Below are 18989 nucleotides of genomic sequence, written 5' to 3' on the forward strand. Positions count from 1 at the left end.
CTCTAGGCTCTTCGGTACCGCCGAGTCGCGCAGTGCGGGGACGGGCACCGCACACGCACCGGAGCGCCAGCGGTACTTGAGCGGCGCCCCCGACCGAGGGCGCCGCCGGGCAAGGAGGGCCGCATGACCGTACGGCGAGTAATGGGCATCGAGACGGAATACGGGATCTCCGTCCCCGGCCACCCCAACGCCAATGCCATGCTCACCTCGTCCCAGATCGTCAACGCCTACGCGGCGGCGATGCACCGGGCCCGGCGGGCCCGCTGGGACTTCGAGGAGGAGAACCCGCTGCGGGACGCGCGGGGCTTCGACCTCGCCCGCGAAGCCGCCGACTCCAGTCAGCTCACCGACGAGGACATCGGCCTGGCCAATGTCATCCTCACCAACGGGGCGCGGCTGTACGTGGACCACGCACACCCGGAATACAGCTCCCCCGAAGTGACCAACCCCCTGGACGCCGTCCTGTGGGACAAGGCCGGCGAACGCATCATGGCGGAGGCAGCCGAGCGCGCGGCGCAGCTCCCCGGCGCCCAGCCGATCCACCTCTACAAGAACAACACCGACAACAAGGGCGCCTCCTACGGCACGCACGAGAACTACCTGATGAAGCGGGAGACCCCCTTCTCGGACATCGTGCGCCACCTCACCCCGTTCTTCGTCTCACGCCAGGTCGTCACCGGAGCGGGCCGCGTCGGTATCGGTCAGGACGGCCACGAACACGGCTTCCAGCTCAGCCAGCGCGCCGACTACTTCGAGGTCGAGGTGGGCCTAGAAACCACCCTGAAGCGCCCCATCATCAACACCCGCGACGAGCCGCACGCGGACGCCGAGAAGTACCGCCGCCTGCACGTGATCATCGGCGACGCGAACCTCTCCGAGATCTCGACCTACCTCAAGCTCGGCACGACCGCCCTGGTCCTGTCCATGATCGAGGACGGCTTCATCGCCGTGGACCTCGCCGTGGACCAGCCGGTGCGCACCCTGCACCAGGTCTCGCACGACCCGTCCCTCAAGCGCCTGATCACCCTCCGCAGCGGCCGGACCCTCACCGCGGTCCAGCTACAGATGGAGTACTTCGAACTGGCGCGCAAGTACGTCGAGGAGCGCTACGGGGCCGACGCGGACGACCAGACCAAGGACGTGCTCACGCGCTGGGAGGACGTCCTGGGCCGCCTGGAGACCGATCCGATGAGCCTGTCCGGCGAGTTGGACTGGGTTGCCAAGCGGGAGCTCATGGAGGGCTACCGGCGCCGTGACGACCTCGACTGGGACGCGGCCCGGCTGCACCTGGTCGACCTCCAGTACGCCGACGTACGGGCCGACAAGGGCCTCTACAACCGTCTGGTGGCCCGCGGCAGGATCAAGCGGCTGCTGGGCGAGACGGACGTGGAGCGGGCCGAGACCAAGCCGCCGGAGGACACCCGCGCGTACTTCCGCGGGCGCTGCCTCGAACAGTACGCGGACGACGTCGCGGCGGCCTCCTGGGACTCGGTGATCTTCGATCTGCCGGGCCGGGACTCGCTCCAGCGCGTCCCAACCCTTGAGCCGCTTCGCGGAACGCGTAATCACGTGAAAGAGCTTCTCGACCGCTGTCGCACGGCAGAAGACCTGGTCAAAGTCCTGTCGGGCAACTGAAACGGCCACAGGACCGATCCGGCCCGACAGGGTGGAAAGGCCGCCGTCCGGGAATCATCGAGGTGGTTCCCGGACGTTGTAGCAACTGCGGGGCCGATGTCGGACCCTGCTTGTAGGGTCTGATCAAGAACGTCGAAACCGAGCGGGGTGAGGGTTATGGCGACCAAGGACACCGGCGGCGGACAGCAGAAGGCGACGCGCGAGACCGAGCAGGCCGAGGAGGCGCCCGAGGTACAGGCATCCGAGGACCTCAAGGAGCGCCAGGAAAAGCTGAGCGACGACGTCGACTCGGTCCTGGACGAAATCGATGACGTACTTGAGGAGAATGCCGAGGACTTCGTGAGGTCCTTCGTGCAAAAAGGTGGAGAGTAAAGGCTGATCGGCTAGCTTGCCTTCGAAGTGAAGGTTCGGGGGATGGCGGGAAGTCTGCCGGAGAAGCGGTGCTCGGGCTGCGAGAGGGTTCTCTCTCTCGCTGCCTTTGCGCGGGACAGGAACCGACTCGACGGCCTTCAGGCGCGATGCAAGGAGTGCGTGGCCGAATACGGCGCAGCGCACTACCGGCGCCGACGCGAGGCCGAAGGAAAAGCAGTTCGGGAAAAGGTGGACGTTCCGGCCGGGCACAAGCTGTGCCGGACGTGCTGTGAGGTCAAGCCGCACAGTGAATGGCATCGCAATGCGTCTGCGTCGGACGGTCTGTCCACACGCTGCAAAGCGTGTCGGGCTGTGCGAGCGAGGCAGGACCACCTGAAGCGCCACTACGGCATGACCGAAGTCGAGCGTGACGAGATGGTTGCCTCTCAGAAGGGGCTCTGCGTGATCTGCCTGAAAGCTCCGGCCGTTCATGTGGATCACTGCCACGAGACGGGTAGGGTCCGTGGCGTACTGTGCTTCAACTGCAATTCGGCCATCGGCAAGTTGGGAGATGATCCCGACGCAGTTCGTCGGGCTGCCGCCTACTTGGAGGGATCCTCGTGGAAGCCAACACTCGTAGCACCGGGCGTCTACCAGCTGCCTTCCTGACGCCCGGGTCGTCGTCCTTCATGGACTTCCTGTCCGACTACCAGCCGGAAATGCTCCCGGGCAGGCGGCAGTTGCCGCCCACGCAGGGAGTGATCGAGGCCCCGCACGGCACGACCATCGTCGCCACCACCTTCGCCGGCGGTGTCGTCCTCGCCGGTGACCGGCGGGCCACGATGGGCAATGTCATCGCGCAGCGGGACATCGAGAAGGTGTTCCCGGCGGACGAGTACTCGGCCGTCGGTATCGCCGGTACGGCAGGCCTGGCCGTCGAGATGGTGAAGCTGTTCCAGCTGGAGCTGGAGCACTTCGAGAAGGTGGAGGGCACGACGCTCTCCCTGGAGGGCAAGGCCAACCGCCTCTCCACGATGATCCGTTCGAACCTCGGCATGGCCATGCAGGGCCTCGCCGTGGTCCCCCTCTTCGCCGGTTTCGACGTCGACCGAGACAAGGGCCGCATCTTCTCCTACGACGTGACGGGCGGCCGTTCCGAGGAGCACGGCTTCGCGGCCACGGGCTCCGGCTCGCTCTTCGCTCGCGGTGCCATGAAGAAGCTCTACAAGAAGGGCCTGACCGAAGAGCAGGCCACGACGCTCGTCGTTCAGGCGCTGTACGACGCGGCAGACGACGACTCGGCGACCGGTGGTCCCGATGTCGCCCGCCGGATCTACCCGATCGTCACCGTGATCACCGAGGACGGCTTCCGCCGGCTCACGGACCAGGAGTCCTCCGAGATCGCCGGCGCGATCATCGAGCGGCGCCTGGAGCAGCCCGACGGTCCGCGCGCCGCGCTGCTCTGACAGCGGCCCGCTTTTCGAGGTGATCCAGTGACTTCCACAGAAAGGGACGGATAGCCGGTGTCGACGCCGTTCTATGTATCACCCCAGCAGGCCATGGCCGACCGGGCGGAATACGCCCGCAAGGGCATCGCCCGTGGTCGCAGCCTCGTTGTGCTGCAGTTCGCCGACGGCATCGTGTTCGTCGGCGAGAATCCGTCCCGTGCGCTGCACAAGTTCAGCGAGATCTATGACCGGATCGGCTTCGCCGCCGCCGGTAAGTACAACGAGTACGAGAACCTCCGGATCGGCGGTGTGCGGTACGCCGACATGAGGGGTTACACCTACGACCGTGACGACGTGACCGCCCGTGGTCTCGCCAACGTCTACGCCCAGACCCTGGGCACGATCTTCTCGTCCGCGGCGGAGAAGCCGTACGAGGTGGAGCTGGTCGTCGCCGAGGTGGGGGAGACCCCCGAGGGCGACCAGATCTACCGTCTGCCGCACGACGGGTCGATCGTGGACGAGCACGGGTCGGTCGCGGTCGGCGGCAACGCCGAGACGATCAGCACCTATCTCGATCAGCAGCACGAGGACGGGATGTCCTTGGCCGAGGCGCTGAAGCTGGCGGTTCGGGCGCTGTCGCGCGATACGAACGGCAGTGAGCGGGAGATTCCCGCGGAGCGGCTGGAAGTCGCCGTGCTGGACCGGACGCGACCGCAGCAGCGGAAGTTCAAGCGGATCGTGGGGCGGCAGCTCGGGCGGTTGTTGGAGGAGGGCGGGGCGTCCACGGCCGCGGAGGCCGAGGATCCTGAGGACGAGGAGTGACCTCCTCGGCCTTCTAGGCCCTTGCCGCTTGTGCCCTCGGCCTTCTGCAGGCCGGGGGCACGCGGTGTTTTTGTGGCGGGGAGGGTCCCCACGGGCCGGTGGGTGACGTGTGGGCCGGTGGGGGCCGGTCGCGCCGTTCCCCGCGCCCCTAGAAGATTGCGCCGTTCCCCGCGCCCCTAGGGGCGAAAGACTGCGCCGTTCCCCGCGCCCCTTAAGGGCGACTCGGTGGTGCCGTGGAGCCTCGGGGGATGAGGGTTACCGGGATGTCGGCTCGGGTGGGGGCGCGGGCGTCCAGGACGGCCAGGAGCGCTTGCATGCCGCGTTCGCCGAACAGTTCGGCGTCCAGGCGGACGGTGGTCAGTTCCGGGTCGAGGGCGGTGGCCAGGGCCAGGTCGTCGAGGCCGGTGACGGAGAGGTCGTCGGGGATGCGCAGGCCGAGGCGGCGGGCCGCCTTGTAGGCGCCGGCGGCCAGTTTGTCGTCGTCGCAGACGAGGGCCGTGGGCCGGGGCCCGGGGGCGGAGAGGGCGGCCTCCGCGGCGGCCCGGGCGTCGTCGATCGAGATCGGGGCGCGGGCCGTGCGCAGTTCGGTGCCGGGGACCGCGGCCAGACGCTCGGAGAGTTCGCGGGCGCGAACGTCGAAGGTCCAGGACGCGATGTCCGCCGCGAGGTGCAGGAAGCGGCGGTGGCCCAGGGCCAGCAGGTGTTCCGCGACCTGCCGGACGCCGTCGCGGATGTCGAGGTTGACGGTCGCCGCGCCGGTGCTGCCCGCCGGGTCGCTGTCGAGCATGACCAGGGGGAGCTGATCGCCGCGGATGGCGCTGAGGGCGTCGGCGGCCATGGAGGAGGCGATGACGCCGTCGAGGGCGGCCTGTGCGGAGGCGAACGGGTCGCGGGCCGGTCCGATGCCCTCGGGGGAGGGGTAGAGGACCACGCCGAATCCGTGTTCGGCGGCCACGCGGGCCGCGCCGGTGTACACACCCGCGAAGAACTCCGTCGTGAGGGCGGGTACGACGAGGAGCACGGTGCGGGTGCTGCCCAGACGGAGGTTGCGGGCCGCCAGGTTGGGCCGGTAGCCGAGTTCCCGGGCGGCTTCGCGTACGCGTTCCGCGGTGCGTTCGGAGACCCGTCCGCGCCACTTCTCGCCGAGCACCAGGGAGACGGCCGCCTGGGACACCCCCGCGGCCTGGGCGACGTCACGGCTCGTGGGGCGGGGGCTGCCTGCTGCCACCGGCGACCTGTCTTTCTGCTGGACTCACGGACAGCGCACATGGTACGTATGACGAGCGACGTTATACGTAAAACGTCCGACGCGCGTGACAGCTCGTCGGACGGGACGGAGGGGCAGGACATGGCCGCGGGGTACCTGGACATCCTCCGGACGAGGCATGCCGCACGGCTCCTCGTGGGCACCCTGGTGGGCCGGCTGCCGAACGCCGCGGGCGCCATCGCCGTGGTGCTCTTCGTACGCGCGGAGGGCGGCAGCTACAGCCTGGCCGGCGCGCTCACCGCGGTCTACGGAGTGTCCAACGCGGTGGGGCAGCCGCTGCTCGGCCGTCTCGTGGACCTGCACGGGCAGCCGCGGGTCCAGTTGCCCGCCGCGCTCGTCTCCGCCCTCGGCGTGACCGTGTTCGCCCTCACCGGCACGCAGTCGCTGCCGCTCGCGTACGTCCTCATGGTGGTCGCGGGAGTCTTCACGCCGCCGCTGGAGGGCGGTCTGCGGGCGCTGTGGCCGTCGGTCCTCCACAAGGAGGGCCAGGTGCACACGGCGTACGCGATGGACGCCGTGGCGCAGGAAGTCATGTTCACCGTCGGGCCGTTGCTGGTGACCCTGTGCGTGTCGCTGTGGTCCGCCCAGGCCGCGCTGATCGTCATCAACGCCATCGGTGTCCTGGGAGCGCTTTCCGTGGTCGTCTCGGGGCCCTCGCGCGCGTGGCGTTCGGCGCCCCGGGAGGCGCACTGGCTGGGCGCGTTGCGCTCGCCCGGGTTGATCGCGCTGCTCGGCGCGTTCTTTTTTGTCGGTATCGCGCTCGGTTCCATCACGGTCGCGGGAGTGTCGTACGCGGACGGCCACGGCGGTGACGCGACGTACGGCTGGCTGATGGCGGCGCTCGGGCTTGGCGCGCTCGTCGGTGGCACGGTCTACGGGGCGCGGCCATGGGGCGGTGCGCCGGAGCGGCGACTGCGGGTGCTGGTGGCTCTGCTGGCGGTGTGTTACCTGCCGCTGATGCTCATGCCCGGTGCGGTGGCGATGACGGGACTGGTCGCGCTGGCGGGAGTGTTCCTGGCGCCCTGTATCGCGTGTGCGTTCATCATCGTCGACCGGCACGCGCCCAGGGGCACGGTGACCGAGGCGTTCTCCTGGCTCGTGACGACGTTCACGGTGGGGGCGTCGGTCGGAACGGGCCTCGCGGGGCCGGTCGTCGAGTGGGGCGGAGCGGTGCGGGGCTTCGCCGTACCGGGGGTGGCGGGGGGTGCCGCGCTGCTCGTTCTGCTGGCCACGGGGCGGGTCCTCGCAGCTACGGGCGGCAGTGCGGTGGTTGCGGGAAGTTCGGAAATGATCGAAACGTAGGAGCCGAACCCCGTTTCAGCACAGTCCATCAGGCGTAATGTTCAGTCATGGACCGCCGCATTTTCGGGCTGGAGAACGAGTACGGCGTCACGTGTACGTTCAGGGGACAGCGGCGCCTGTCTCCCGACGAGGTGGCGCGGTACCTCTTCCGCCGTGTCGTGTCATGGGGCCGCAGCAGCAATGTCTTTCTGCGAAACGGTGCCCGCCTCTATCTAGACGTGGGATCACATCCGGAATACGCCACTCCCGAATGTGACAACCTGACGGAACTCGTCACCCACGACAAGGCCGGCGAACGCATTCTGGAAGGACTCCTGGTAGACGCGGAACGACGCCTGCACGAGGAAGGAATCGCGGGCGACGTCTACCTCTTCAAGAACAACACCGACTCGGCGGGCAACTCCTACGGCTGCCACGAGAATTATCTGGTGGCGCGTCACGGGGAGTTCTCCCGGCTCGCGGACATCCTCATTCCCTTCCTCGTCACGAGGCAGCTCCTCTGCGGTGCCGGCAAGGTGCTGCAGACCCCGCGGGGCGCGGTGTACTGCGTCAGCCAGCGGGCGGAGCACATCTGGGAGGGCGTCTCCTCGGCGACGACCCGCTCCCGGCCGATCATCAACACCAGGGACGAACCGCACGCGGACGCCGAGCGCTACCGCAGGCTGCACGTCATCGTCGGTGACTCGAACATGTCCGAGACGACCATGCTCCTCAAGGTCGGTGCCACCGACCTCGTGCTGCGCATGATCGAGGCGGGCACGGTGATGCGTGACCTGACCCTGGAGAACCCGATCCGGGCGATCCGCGAGGTCAGCCATGACATCACGGGCCGCCGCAAGGTGCGCCTGGCCAGCGGCCGGGAGGCCTCCGCGCTGGAGGTGCAGCGCGAGTACTACGAGAAGGCCGTGGACTTCGTGGAGCGCCGCGGGATCCGTACCGGCGTAGTGGACCAGGTCCTGGAGCTGTGGGGTCGCACGCTGGACTCGATCGAGTCCGAGGACCTCGACCGGATCGGTACCGAGATCGACTGGGTGATGAAGTACAAGCTCATCGAGCGGTACCGCGCCAAGCACAACATGACGATGTCGAATCCTCGCGTCGCCCAGATAGACCTCGCCTATCACGACATCCACCGTCGCCGGGGTCTCTACTACCTGCTGGAGAAGCGGGGTCAGGCCGCGAGGATCTGCAACGACCTGAAGATCTTCGAGGGCAAGTCCGTGCCGCCGCAGACCACTCGGGCCCGGCTCCGGGGTGACTTCATCCGGCGCGCGCAGGAACAGCGCCGTGATTTCACCGTCGACTGGGTGCATCTGAAGCTCAACGACCAGGCACAGCGCACCGTGTTGTGCAAGGACCCGTTCCGGTCCGTCGACGACCGGGTGGAGAAGCTGATCGCCGGGATGTAGGCGGTCGTTCGTACGACGTACGACAGGGGTCCTGTGCGCCGCGGGTGCACAGGACCCCTTGTATGTCCTCTGTCTGTTCCCTTGTCCGTCCCCGTCCTCGTCCCCGTGCTCCTCCTCGATCGGTACGGTCGGTTCCGCCTGCCCCGGCCCGGTGGTGCGAGGGCCTAGAGTGGCCGGACCCCATTCGAGCGACCTGAGGATCGATGTGCGACGCCGACTTGCTGCTCTCCTGATCGTGCCTGCCCTGGCGCTGACCGCGTCCGCCTGCGGAAGTGACGACGACAAGGGCGACAAGGACAAGGCCGACTCGTCGTCGGCGGCGTCCTCCGCGTCGCCGACGCCCGCGTCGGTGCCGAAGCCGGTGGACTCGGCGTCCCCGATGCCCGAGGTCAAGGGCACCTTCGGCAAGCAGGCGACCATCACGGTGCCCAAGGGCGACCCGAGCGGCAAGTTCGTCGTGCACGCGGTCTCCGAGGGTGACGGCGCGGTGGTGAAGAAGGACGACCTGGTGTCGATGAACTTCACCGGCAAGGTCTGGCAGAGCGGCAAGGACCTCGGCTCCTCCTACCAGGAGGGCGGGGCCCCGCAGCTGATCACGGCCGGTTCCGAGACGGTCATCCCGGCCTTCGCCCAGGCGCTCGTGGGGCAGAAGGAGGGCAGCCGCGTGCTGGTCGTCGCGCCGCCGGCCGCCGGGTTCGGCAGCCAGGGCAACCAGCAGGCCGGAGTGTCGGGCACCGACACCCTGGTCTTCGCGCTCGACGTGGGCGACGTCGTCCCGAACAAGGTCGAGGGCAAGCAGGCCGCCATCCCGTCGGACCTGCCGCAGATCAAGGCCGACGACGAGGCCCCGGCCACGATCTCCGTCCCGAAGAACGACCCGCCGGCCAAGCTCGTCGAGAAGGTCCTGATCCAGGGCAAGGGCGCCGAGGTCAAGAGCGGCAAGTCCGTCACCATGCAGTACAGCGGTGCCGCCTGGAAGATCAACGAGGGCAAGGAGAAGGCCACGCTCTTCGACTCGTCCTGGAAGACCGGCCAGCCCTTCTCCACCGTCATCGGTCAGGGCCAGGTCATCGCGGGCTGGGACAAGGGGCTGGTCGGCAAGCACGTCGGGGACCGGGTCCTGCTGGTCATCCCGCCGGCCCAGGCGTACGGCGACGAGGCCAAGGGCGAGGAGCTGCCCGCCAAGTCCACCCTCGTGTTCGTGGTCGACATCCTGGCCACGAGCTGAGGATGACAGACTGTCCGGGTTGTCCCACCGAGAACGAGCAGGAGCACTGACGTGAGCATCGAGAAGCCCGAGATCGACTTCCCGGGCGGCGAGCCCCCCAAGGACCTCGAGATCAAGGACATCTGGGAGGGCGACGGCCCGGTGGCCAAGGCGGGCGACACCGTCTCGGTCCAGTACGTCGGCGTGGCCTTCTCCACCGGCGAGGAGTTCGACGCGTCCTGGAACCGCGGTACGCCGCTCCAGTTCCAGCTGGGTGTCGGTCAGGTCATCGCGGGCTGGGACCAGGGCGTGCAGGGCATGAAGGTCGGCGGCCGTCGCCAGCTGACCATCCCCGCGCACCTCGCGTACGGCGATCGTGGCGCCGGTGCCCGTATCAAGCCCGGCGAGACGCTGATCTTCGTCTGCGACCTCGTCGGAGTCTGAGTCGTTCGTCTGTCGTGTGATCGATGTCCGACTGAATTCGATCACTTGGGGCCCATGCCTGTCCGGGCATGGGCCCTCGGCTTTTGCCACGACACCCCGGGGCGGTACGGTCATCGGTCGGAAGCACCATAGGAAGGGCGTCGATGGCCATTGCCAAGGCGGAGCGGCTGATGAACCTGGCGCTGTGTCTGCTCGGGACGCGGCGACCGCTCAGCAAGCGCGAACTCCGGGAGTCCATCGAGGCCTATCTGGAGGCCGGCTCCGACGACTCCTTCAACCGGATGTTCGAGCGGGACAAGGATGATCTGCGCGAACTCGGCCTGGTCATCGAGACGGTGGAGAACCTCGACGGCGAGGTCGGCTATCTGGCCCGCCGCGACAGCAACCGCCTGCCGCCCATCACGCTCGACGCCGAGGAGGCCGCCGCCCTCGGCCTGGCCGCCAAGGTCTGGCAGCAGGCCCGCCTCGCGGGCGCGGCGAGCGGCGCCCTGCAGAAGCTGCGCGCCGCCGGCCTGCCGGAGGGCGTCGACCCGTACGAGCCCCATGGCGCCCTGGAGCCGCGGATCCCCGTGCACGAGGCGGCCTTCGAGCCGCTGATGCTCGCCTGCCGCGACCGGCGCCCCGTCACCTTCGACTACCGCAAGGCGACCGCGGCCCGCCCCGAACCCCGCCATGTCGAGCCCTGGGCCCTGGAGTGCTGGCGCGGCCACTGGTACCTGGCGGGCTGGGACCGCGACCGGCAGGCCGAGCGCGTCTTCAGGCTGTCCCGGATCACCGGCAAGGTCCGTACCCGCAGTGGCAAGTACACGGCTGAGGTGCCCGACGTCGTCACCGTGCGGGAGACCGTCGCGGGCTGGGCGGGGGACATCACCGACCGCTCCGCGCTGATCCGGCTGCGGACCGGCTCGGGATACCCGCTGCGCGCAAAGGCGGCTTCCGTCCGGGAACTCGGGGACGGGTGGGACGAGTTGGAGGTTCCGTACGGGCACGGTCTGGACGCCTGGCTGGTGGAGTTCGGGCCCGACGTGGTGGTCCTGGAGCCGGCCGAGCTGCGGGCCGACGTCGTGGACCGGCTGCGCGCCGTGGCCAAGGGCTGAGGGGGACACAGGAAAGTGGCAGGCAAACCGGCCAGGCCCACGAGCGCGATCGACCAGACGAGGCGGATGCTCTCCCTGGTGACGTATCTGCGCGAGCGCCCCGGCGCACGGATCGAGGACGTGGCGCGGGCCTTCGGGATCACCGAGGACGAGCTGATCTCCGACCTCGACGTGCTGCCGCTGTGCGGGACCAGCTTCCGCGGCGGCGACCTGCTCGACATCGACACCGACGGCGACCGGATCTGGTGGCACAACCCGGACGACGTCGCGGAGCCGCTGCGGATCGCCGCCGACGAGGCGACCGCGCTGCTGGTGGCCGCCCGGGCCGTGTCGACCCTGCCGGGCCTGCGCGAGGGCGACCGGCAGGCACTGCTGCGGGCCACCGCCAAGGTGGAGGCCGCCTCGGGCGAGGCGGCGGGCGCCAGCTCCCGGCTGTCGGTCACCTTCGAGGCGGAGGGCGGGGTCTTCGCCGACGTCGACCGGGCCATCTCCGAGCGGCGCAGGCTGTGGATCCGTTACTACTCGCCCTCGCGCGACGAGCTGAGCGAGCGCGAGATCGACCCGATCCGCCTGGTCAGCGTCGGGCACACGTACGTGGAGGCGTGGTGCCGCCGCTCGGAGGCCCGGCGCACCTTCCGGCTGGACCGGGTCGCCGAGATCAAGATCCTCGACGAGCCGTCCGCGCCGCCCGAGATCGAACTGCGGGACCTCTCGGAAGGGCTGGTGCAGCCGGCCGCCGAGGACCCCGAGGTGGTGGTGGAGGTCGGCCCCGGCGGACGCTGGGTCGCCGAGTACTACCCCCACGACAGCGCCGAGGAGCTGCCGGACGGCGGTCTGCGCATCACGCTGCGCACCCCGGACCCGGCCTCGCTGCGCCGCCTGGCGCTGCGGCTCGGGCGCGACGGCCGGATCGTCTCGCCGCCCGAGGTCGCGGACAGTGCCCGCAGGGCGGCTCGTGAGGCGCTCGCGGCCTACGACGGACCACTGGACGCGTACGACGCCGAGGGCGGGCCACAGGCCGTCCCCGGGGTGCCTCGCGACGGCGTCCGGGATGCTCCCTCCGGTGGTGACGAGGGAGTGCGGAGCCCCGGGAGCGGGCCGCGCGGAGTTCATGACGGGCTGTACGGCAGGCAGGAGCAAGGGCTGTGAGCGGGTCGGCAATGTCTGGTACGAGTGAGATGTCCGTGGCGTCCGCGTTCTCCGGGATGACCAGAGTGGACCCCGTGGTGTTCAAGGCCGCCTGCCCGGACTGCCGGGGCGGTTTCGAGCTTTCCGCGAGCGCCCTGCGCCTGGTCGTCGGCGCCACACATCGGACCACTTTCTACTCCTTCACCTGCCCGGAGTGCCGCACGGCGGTGCGCAAGCCGGCCGGTGAGCGCATCGTCGAGCTGCTCACCGGGGGAGGCGTGCGGGCCCTGCGTCTGCAGGGGACGGTCCGGGGGGCTTAGGGTCGAGCCATGTTCTGGCCGATGTTCGCGATCGCTGTGGGTTTCCTGGGAATCGCCGTGCTCGGCGTGCTCGCCGTCCGGGTCTTTCTGGAGGCGGAGCGCCTGGGCAGGCAGGTCGACGAATCCGCACGCCGGATCAACCGCGCGGCCGAGGACCTGGAGCACGCCTCCGTCGGAGTGGCACGTTCCGCGGACGCCCTCTGAGTCTTCCTGTCCGCACGCTTTGAGTCACTCTGACCTGTCAACTTCGCAGGGTCGGCAGGTACGCTGCTGGTCGCGGCCCGGAGAGTGAGGCGCCGACCGCGAACTGGGAGTACGCACAGGGATTGCCTCGCGTTCACCCCTGAGCGTTACGATCGCTGCCAGCGCGACCCTCGGACAGACGTCCGACCGGTCGGGCAGCAACCCAACCACGCCGCCTCGGTGAGAAGGTAAAAGCTTATGTTCGGAAGGCTCGGCGCTCCCGAGATCATTCTCATCCTCGTCGTCATCATCCTGCTGTTCGGCGCGAAGAAGCTTCCCGACATGGCCCGCTCCCTGGGCAAGTCCGCCCGCATCCTCAAGAGCGAGGCCAAGGCGATGAAGACCGAGGGCAAGGACGACGCCGCCGCCCCGGCCGCGCCCCCGCAGGACGACCAGCAGCCCCATCGCACCATCCAGGCCGCGCCCGGTGACGTGACCAGCTCCCGCCCGGTCACCGAGCCGACGGACACGACCAAGCGCTGACGCAGGGCCGGTCACCTCCGGCCCCCTGCACGAGATGGGATCGTGGGTTGCTCAAGTCTGCCCGCAAGAAGGAAGAGAAGGATCCGGAGGGGCGGATGCCCCTCGCGGAGCACCTTCGCGAGCTCCGCAACCGGCTCGCGAAGGCCGTGCTGGCCATTGTGGTCGTCGCCATCGTTGCGGCCTTCTACAGCGAACAGCTGATGGAGTTCCTCTCGGCTCCCGTGCCCACCTGCGAGGCCGGGATCCAGCAGAGCAGCGGCGGCAACTGTGCCATCGTCTCCTTCAACACGCTGATGGCGCCGTTCTCCGTGACCATCAAGGTCAGCCTCATGGCCGGTGTCGTCATCTCCAGCCCTGTCTGGCTGTACCAGCTGTGGGCCTTCGTGGCGCCGGGCCTGCACAAGAACGAGAAGAAGTACACGTACGCGTTCGTGTCGGCCGCGGTGCCGCTGTTCGTCGCCGGTGCCGCCCTGGCCTACGTGATCCTCCCCGTCAGCATCAAGGTGCTGATCAGCCTGACCCCCGACGGATCGTCGAACATCCTGGGCCTGGACGACGTGCTGGACTTCACCGTCCGCATGGTTCTGATCTTCGGACTGGCCTTCGAACTTCCCCTGCTGCTGATCATGCTCAACATGGTGGGCATGGTCACCGGACGCCGGATGGCGGGCTGGTGGCGCGGGGTGGTCATGGGTGTCTTCGTCTTCGGTGCCGTCGCCACACCGACCACCGACCCGGTGGGAATGCTGGCGCTGTCCGGCCCGATCATCGTCCTGTACTTCGTCGCGGTGCTGTTCTCGCTGATCAACGACAAGCGGAGGCAACGCAGGAATCCGGACGCGGAGCTGGACGACGACGAGGCCTCGCAGCTCGACCTGACGCCGGAGGGCGTCGGTGAAGTGGAGTCCGTGACCACGCCGCGAGCGCTGCCCGGGCAGAAGACCGGCTCGGAAGTGCGCCCGGCGAACGGCTACGAAGACGTGACCTGAGTCCCAGGTCGTGCCGCAGGGCACCGGGGACAGCAGCGGGGCGCCGACCGGACCGGTCGGCGCCCCGCCGTCATGCCGGGCCCCTGGCGCCGCCGCGGCGAGCCCGGACCGGGTGCGTTCGTGCCGATGTGTGCGCTGCGGGGACGACTGGTCCGGGTTCGCACGCGATGGCCCCCGGACGGCGGACTCGGATAATGATCGTCCTGTTGTCAGTGGTGGCCGGTAGTCTCGAAAGCACGATGACAGACGACCTCTCACCGGCCGAGCGGTACGCGGCAGCACGAAAGCGCGCTGTCGAGCAGGCCACCGCGCTCGCGGGCTTCCGCGAGATGTACGACTTCGGTCTCGACCCCTTCCAGATCGAGGCCTGTAAAGCTCTTGAAGCGGGCAAGGGAGTCCTGGTGGCCGCGCCCACCGGATCGGGCAAGACGATCGTCGGCGAGTTCGCCGTCCATCTCGCCCTCCAGCAGGGCAAGAAGTGCTTCTACACGACCCCCATCAAGGCGCTGTCGAACCAGAAGTACGCGGACCTCTCCCGCCGTTACGGCGCGGACAAGGTCGGCCTCCTCACCGGCGACAACAGCGTCAACAGCGATGCCCCGGTGGTCGTCATGACCACCGAGGTGCTGCGCAACATGCTGTACGCGGGCTCCCAGACCCTCCTCGGTCTCGGGTACGTGGTCATGGACGAGGTGCACTACCTCTCGGACCGCTTCCGCGGCGCCGTCTGGGAGGAAGTGATCATCCACCTCCCCGAGTCGGTCACCCTGGTCTCGCTGTCGGCGACCGTGTCGAACGCGGAGGAGTTCGGGGACTGGCTCGACACCGTGCGCGGCGACACCGAGGTGATCGTCTCCGAGCACCGGCCCGTCCCGCTGTTCCAGCACGTGCTCGCCGGACGCCGGACGTACGACCTCTTCGAGGAGGGCGAGGGCCACAAGAAGGCCGTCAACCCCGACCTCACGCGCCTGGCGCGCATGGAGGCGAGCCGTCCCTCGTACCAGGACCGCAAGCGGGGCCGCGCCATGCGCGACGCCGACCGGGAGCGCGAGCGGCGGCAGCGGTCCCGGGTGTGGACGCCGGGCCGGCCCGAGGTCATCGAGCGGCTCGACTCCGAGGGGCTGCTGCCCGCCATCACGTTCATCTTCAGCCGGGCGGCCTGCGAGGCGGCCGTCCAGCAGTGCATGTACGCGGGCCTGCGGCTGAACGACGAGGACGCCCGGGCGAGAGTGCGTGCCCTCGTCGAGGAGCGCACGGCGTCCATCCCGAACGAGGACCTCCACGTCCTGGGCTACTACGAGTGGCTCGAAGGCCTGGAGCGCGGCATCGCGGCCCACCACGCGGGCATGCTGCCGACGTTCAAGGAGGTCGTCGAGGAACTCTTCGTACAGGGCCTCGTGAAGGCCGTCTTCGCCACCGAGACCCTCGCGCTGGGCATCAACATGCCCGCCCGCTCGGTGGTCCTTGAGAAGCTCGTCAAGTGGAACGGCGAGCAGCACGCGGACATCACCCCCGGCGAGTACACCCAGCTGACCGGCCGGGCCGGCCGCCGTGGCATCGATGTCGAGGGCCACGCCGTGGTGCTGTGGCAGCGCGGTATGAACCCCGACCACCTCGCGGGACTCGCCGGCACGCGCACGTACCCGCTGCGTTCCAGCTTCAAGCCGTCGTACAACATGGCGGTCAACCTCGTCGAGCAGTTCGGGCGGCACCGCTCGCGCGAGCTCCTCGAGACGTCCTTCGCGCAGTTCCAGGCCGACAAGTCGGTCGTCGGGATCTCCCGCCAGGTGCAGCGCAACGAGGAAGGGCTCGAAGGCTACAAGGAGTCGATGACCTGCCACCTCGGGGATTTCGACGAGTACGCGCGACTGCGCCGCGAGCTCAAGGACCGGGAGACCGAGCTGGCCAAGCAGGGCGCCTCCCAGCGGCGGGCCGACGCGGCCGTCGCCCTGGAGAAGCTCAAGCCGGGCGACATCATCCACGTCCCGACCGGCAAGTTCGCGGGGCTCGCACTGGTCCTCGACCCGGGGCTGCCCGCGGGCCGGTCCAACGGCCACCGGGGCTTCGAGCAGCACGACGGGCCGCGCCCGCTCGTCCTCACCGCCGAACGGCAGGTCAAGCGCCTCGCGTCGATGGACTTCCCGGTGCCCGTGGAATCCCTGGAGCGGATGCGCATCCCGAAGTCGTTCAACGCGCGCTCACCGCAGTCGCGCCGCGACCTGGCCTCCGCGCTGCGGACCAAGGCCGGGCACATCGTGCCCGACCGGCACCGCAAGAAGCGGGCCGAGGCCGCCGACGACCGGGAGATCGCCCGTCTGCGCACAGCCATCCGCGCCCACCCCTGCCACGGGTGCAGCGACCGCGAGGACCACGCCCGCTGGGCCGAGCGCTACCACCGGCTGCGCCGCGACACCGCGCAGCTGGAACAGCGCATCGAGGGCCGGACGAACACCATCGCCCGCACCTTCGACCGCATCGTCGCGCTGCTGACCGAGATGGACTACCTGCGCCACGACGAGGTCACCGAGCACGGCAAGCGGCTCGCCCGGTTGTACGGCGAGATGGACCTGCTCTCCAGCGAATGCCTGCGCGAGGGTGTGTGGGAGGGCCTCGGACCGGCCGAACTGGCCGCCTGCGTCTCGGCGCTGGTGTACGAGTCCAGGGCCGCCGACGACGCGATCGCGCCCAAGCTGCCGTCCGGCAGGGCGAAGGCCGCGCTGGGCGAGATGGTCCGCATCTGGGGCCGGCTGGACGCACTGGAGGAGGACTTCCGCATCACCCAGACCGAGGGTGTGGGTCAGCGCGAGCCCGACCTGGGCTTCGCCTGGGCGGCGCACGAGTGGGCGTCGGGCAAGGGTCTCGACGAGGTGCTGCGCGAGGCGGAGATGCCCGCCGGTGACTTCGTGCGCTGGTGCAAGCAGGTCATCGACGTGCTCGGGCAGATCTCGGCGGCGGCACCGATCTCCGGGGCGGCGAGCTCCACGGTGGCGAAGAACGCGCGCAAGGCCGTCGACCAGCTGCTGCGGGGAGTGGTGGCCTACTCGTCGGTGGGGTGATGCCCCAGGGGCTGGAAGGCTGGGGGCTTATGGCTGGGCCGGGGGGCCGGGGTCATCAGTCGGCGAGCGACTTCAGGTATGCGCGCCAGCTCCCGTACGTGGTGATGTCCCGGGCGTCGTCGAGGGCGCCCGGCTCGCACAGGAAGCCGGGTACGTGATCGCCGTCGCCCAGCGCGACCCGGCCCAGCGCCATCGGCCGGGGCAGTGCGGTGAGCAGCCGGCCGAGCCCTTCGGCGGGCAGTCGCCACACCTCGGCCTCGATCGCGGCGCCGGCTCCGCCCTCGCCGACGTGGACGAGCCCCGGCTTGGGCGGCTCGGTGGCCAGGGCGTACAGCCGGTAGACGGGAGCGGTCTCGGTCGTACGTTCCAACCAGGCGCCGAGAGCGAGCAGTTGGCTGTTGAGCGGCTGGTCCGAGAGGTGGGCGCCGACCACGGCGATCCGGGCCGGGGGCACTTCGAGGGTGCGGGCGATGTGGGCGAGGCGTTCGTCGGTGAAGGCCGGGCCGATCAGCATCACCCCGAAGGGGAGCCCTGCCACCTGACCCGCCGGGACGGCGACCGCGGCCAGGTCGAAGAGGTTCGTGGAGTTGGTGAAGCGGCCCAGCCGGGCGTTGGAGCCGAGAGGATCGGCGGCCACCTCGGCGAGGGTGGGATGGCCGGGGGCCGTCGGCAGGAGCAGGGCGTCCGCGTCGCCGAGTTCCGCCAGTGCGCCGGAGCGCAGGGCCGCCAGGCGGTCCTGGTCGGTGAAGAGCCGGTGCGCCGGGATGTCACGGGCCCGGGTGATGATCCCGGCGACCGTCGGGTCGAGTCCGGCGCCGCCCTCGGAGAGCAACTTGTCGACAAAGGCACCTACGGCGGTGTAGCGCTCCGCTACGAAGGCGCCCTCGTAGAGCATGGCCGCGGCCTCGGTGAAAGGGGTGAGGTCGATGGGGCGCAACTCGGCCCCGGCCGCGTGCAGCTGGGTCGCGGCGGCCTCGTAGGCCCCCGCCCATCCCTCGTCGAGTTCGCCGAGCTGTGCCAGGGGCGGGACCGCGATGCGCCAGGGGCCCGGGGTGCGCGGGGTGATCGGGCGGAGGTCGCGGGCGGGGAGTGAGGACAGGCGGGCCAGGGCCTGTTCCGCCTCCTGGAGGGTGCGGGCGAAGACCGTCACACAGTCGAGGGAGGCGCAGGCCGGGACCACGCCGTCGGTGGGGACGAGGCCCCGGGTGGGCTTCAGGCCGACGATCCCGTTGAAGGCGGCGGGGACGCGGCCGCTGCCCGCGGTGTCCGTGCCCAGGGCGAGGTCCACGATGCCGAGAGCCACCGCGACCGCGCTGCCCGAGCTGGATCCGCCGCTGATTCTGCTCGGGTCGACGGCGTTGCGGACGGGGCCGTGCGGGGAGCGGGTGCCGACCAGGCCCGTGGCGAACTGGTCCAGGTTGGTGGTGCCCAGGACGATCGCGCCCGCCGCGCGGAGGCGGGCCACCGCCGGGGCGTCCGCCTCCGGGTGGTAGGCGTAGGGCGGGCAGGCGGCGGTGGTGGGGAGGCCCGCGACGTCGATGTTGCCCTTCACGGCGAGGAGTTTCCCTGCGAGGGGGAGGTGTTCGCCTCTGTCTTCGCTTGCGCCTCCACCTGCGGTTGCGCCCGCGGCCAGGCGGGCGTCCATGGCTCTGGCCTCGGCCTCTACCTCTTGCTGGGGGCGTAGGTCGATCCAGATCTCGGGGCGGGCGGTGGCCTTGATGCGGGCGTAGGCGGTTCGGACGCGGGCCACTGCGTGGGGCTGGGGGTGGGGCGACATCTGTGCTCCTT

Annotated in this window: 17 protein-coding genes and 1 pseudogene; 16 read left to right on the top strand and 2 right to left on the bottom strand. The window is 69.7% G+C overall.

Annotated features, from left to right (window positions below):
* Nucleotides 1-123: 123 nt before the first annotated feature.
* The 5 genes from dop (at nucleotide 124) to prcA (ending at nucleotide 4256) form a co-directional block, all read left to right on the top strand.
* The gene (gene dop, locus OHS59_RS35365; RefSeq protein WP_328497416.1) at nucleotides 124-1635 is read left to right on the top strand and encodes a depupylase/deamidase Dop; all 1512 of its coding nucleotides are present in this window, start codon (nucleotides 124-126) and stop codon (nucleotides 1633-1635) included.
* A 156-nt stretch (nucleotides 1636-1791) separates the two neighbouring features.
* A complete protein-coding gene (locus OHS59_RS35370; RefSeq protein ID WP_328497417.1) occupies nucleotides 1792-2007 on the top strand; it encodes a ubiquitin-like protein Pup in 216 nt (71 codons plus the stop codon).
* A 42-nt stretch (nucleotides 2008-2049) separates the two neighbouring features.
* Complete coding sequence (locus OHS59_RS35375) at nucleotides 2050-2655, top strand: endonuclease VII domain-containing protein (protein ID WP_328497418.1); 606 nt, start codon at nucleotides 2050-2052, stop codon at nucleotides 2653-2655.
* Entirely contained in the window at nucleotides 2607-3452 is an 846-nt protein-coding gene (gene prcB, locus OHS59_RS35380) for a proteasome subunit beta (RefSeq protein WP_328497419.1), read from the top strand. Before OHS59_RS35375 ends, prcB begins: the two co-directional genes overlap by 49 nt.
* Nucleotides 3453-3509: 57 nt before the next feature.
* Nucleotides 3510-4256 carry a proteasome subunit alpha gene (gene prcA / locus OHS59_RS35385; RefSeq protein ID WP_328497420.1) on the top strand — a complete coding sequence of 249 codons (747 nt, stop codon included), beginning with the start codon at nucleotides 3510-3512 and terminating at the stop codon, nucleotides 4254-4256.
* A gap of 211 nt (nucleotides 4257-4467) precedes the next feature.
* On the opposite strand, the gene OHS59_RS35390 is transcribed toward prcA, so the two are convergent.
* A complete protein-coding gene (locus OHS59_RS35390) occupies nucleotides 4468-5484 on the bottom strand; it encodes a LacI family DNA-binding transcriptional regulator (protein WP_328497421.1) in 1017 nt (338 codons plus the stop codon).
* Between the two features lie 120 nt (nucleotides 5485-5604).
* Here OHS59_RS35390 and OHS59_RS35395 point away from each other — a divergent pair.
* The 11 genes and pseudogenes from OHS59_RS35395 to OHS59_RS35445 all read left to right on the top strand — a co-directional run bounded on the left by OHS59_RS35395 (nucleotide 5605) and on the right by OHS59_RS35445 (nucleotide 17201).
* Nucleotides 5605-6863, top strand: a pseudogene (locus OHS59_RS35395) (MFS transporter).
* 9 nt (nucleotides 6864-6872) lie between these two features.
* A complete protein-coding gene (gene pafA, locus OHS59_RS35400; RefSeq protein ID WP_055518986.1) occupies nucleotides 6873-8234 on the top strand; it encodes a Pup--protein ligase in 1362 nt (453 codons plus the stop codon).
* A gap of 235 nt (nucleotides 8235-8469) precedes the next feature.
* The gene (locus OHS59_RS35405) at nucleotides 8470-9462 is read left to right on the top strand and encodes an FKBP-type peptidyl-prolyl cis-trans isomerase (RefSeq protein ID WP_443061553.1); all 993 of its coding nucleotides are present in this window, start codon (nucleotides 8470-8472) and stop codon (nucleotides 9460-9462) included.
* 51 nt (nucleotides 9463-9513) lie between these two features.
* On the top strand, nucleotides 9514-9885 hold the full coding sequence (locus OHS59_RS35410) for an FKBP-type peptidyl-prolyl cis-trans isomerase (protein ID WP_328497423.1): 372 nt from the start codon (nucleotides 9514-9516) through the stop codon (nucleotides 9883-9885).
* A 143-nt stretch (nucleotides 9886-10028) separates the two neighbouring features.
* Nucleotides 10029-10982 (top strand): helix-turn-helix transcriptional regulator, encoded by a 954-nt coding sequence (locus OHS59_RS35415; RefSeq protein ID WP_328497424.1) that lies wholly within the window; start codon nucleotides 10029-10031, stop codon nucleotides 10980-10982.
* Between the two features lie 15 nt (nucleotides 10983-10997).
* The gene (locus tag OHS59_RS35420; RefSeq protein ID WP_328497425.1) at nucleotides 10998-12131 is read left to right on the top strand and encodes a helix-turn-helix transcriptional regulator; all 1134 of its coding nucleotides are present in this window, start codon (nucleotides 10998-11000) and stop codon (nucleotides 12129-12131) included.
* Nucleotides 12132-12142: 11 nt separating this feature from the next.
* Nucleotides 12143-12430 carry a hypothetical protein gene (locus tag OHS59_RS35425; RefSeq protein WP_328497426.1) on the top strand — a complete coding sequence of 96 codons (288 nt, stop codon included), beginning with the start codon at nucleotides 12143-12145 and terminating at the stop codon, nucleotides 12428-12430.
* A 9-nt stretch (nucleotides 12431-12439) separates the two neighbouring features.
* Nucleotides 12440-12634: a hypothetical protein gene (locus tag OHS59_RS35430; protein WP_328497427.1), complete on the top strand. Its 195-nt coding sequence runs from the start codon at nucleotides 12440-12442 to the stop codon at nucleotides 12632-12634.
* Nucleotides 12635-12871: 237 nt separating this feature from the next.
* Nucleotides 12872-13156 carry a Sec-independent protein translocase subunit TatA gene (gene tatA / locus OHS59_RS35435; protein WP_328497428.1) on the top strand — a complete coding sequence of 95 codons (285 nt, stop codon included), beginning with the start codon at nucleotides 12872-12874 and terminating at the stop codon, nucleotides 13154-13156.
* A gap of 95 nt (nucleotides 13157-13251) precedes the next feature.
* Nucleotides 13252-14145 carry a twin-arginine translocase subunit TatC gene (gene tatC / locus OHS59_RS35440; RefSeq protein ID WP_328499481.1) on the top strand — a complete coding sequence of 298 codons (894 nt, stop codon included), beginning with the start codon at nucleotides 13252-13254 and terminating at the stop codon, nucleotides 14143-14145.
* A 194-nt stretch (nucleotides 14146-14339) separates the two neighbouring features.
* Nucleotides 14340-17201, top strand: coding sequence for a DEAD/DEAH box helicase (locus OHS59_RS35445; RefSeq protein WP_328497429.1), 2862 nt, complete (start codon nucleotides 14340-14342; stop codon nucleotides 17199-17201).
* Nucleotides 17202-17256: 55 nt separating this feature from the next.
* Here OHS59_RS35445 and atzF read toward each other — a convergent pair whose 3' ends face one another.
* A complete protein-coding gene (gene atzF, locus OHS59_RS35450) occupies nucleotides 17257-18978 on the bottom strand; it encodes an allophanate hydrolase (RefSeq protein WP_328497430.1) in 1722 nt (573 codons plus the stop codon).
* Nucleotides 18979-18989 lie beyond the last annotated feature (11 nt).

It is taken from the genome of Streptomyces sp. NBC_00414 (assembly GCF_036038375.1).
Classification (GTDB): Bacteria; Actinomycetota; Actinomycetes; order Streptomycetales; family Streptomycetaceae; genus Streptomyces.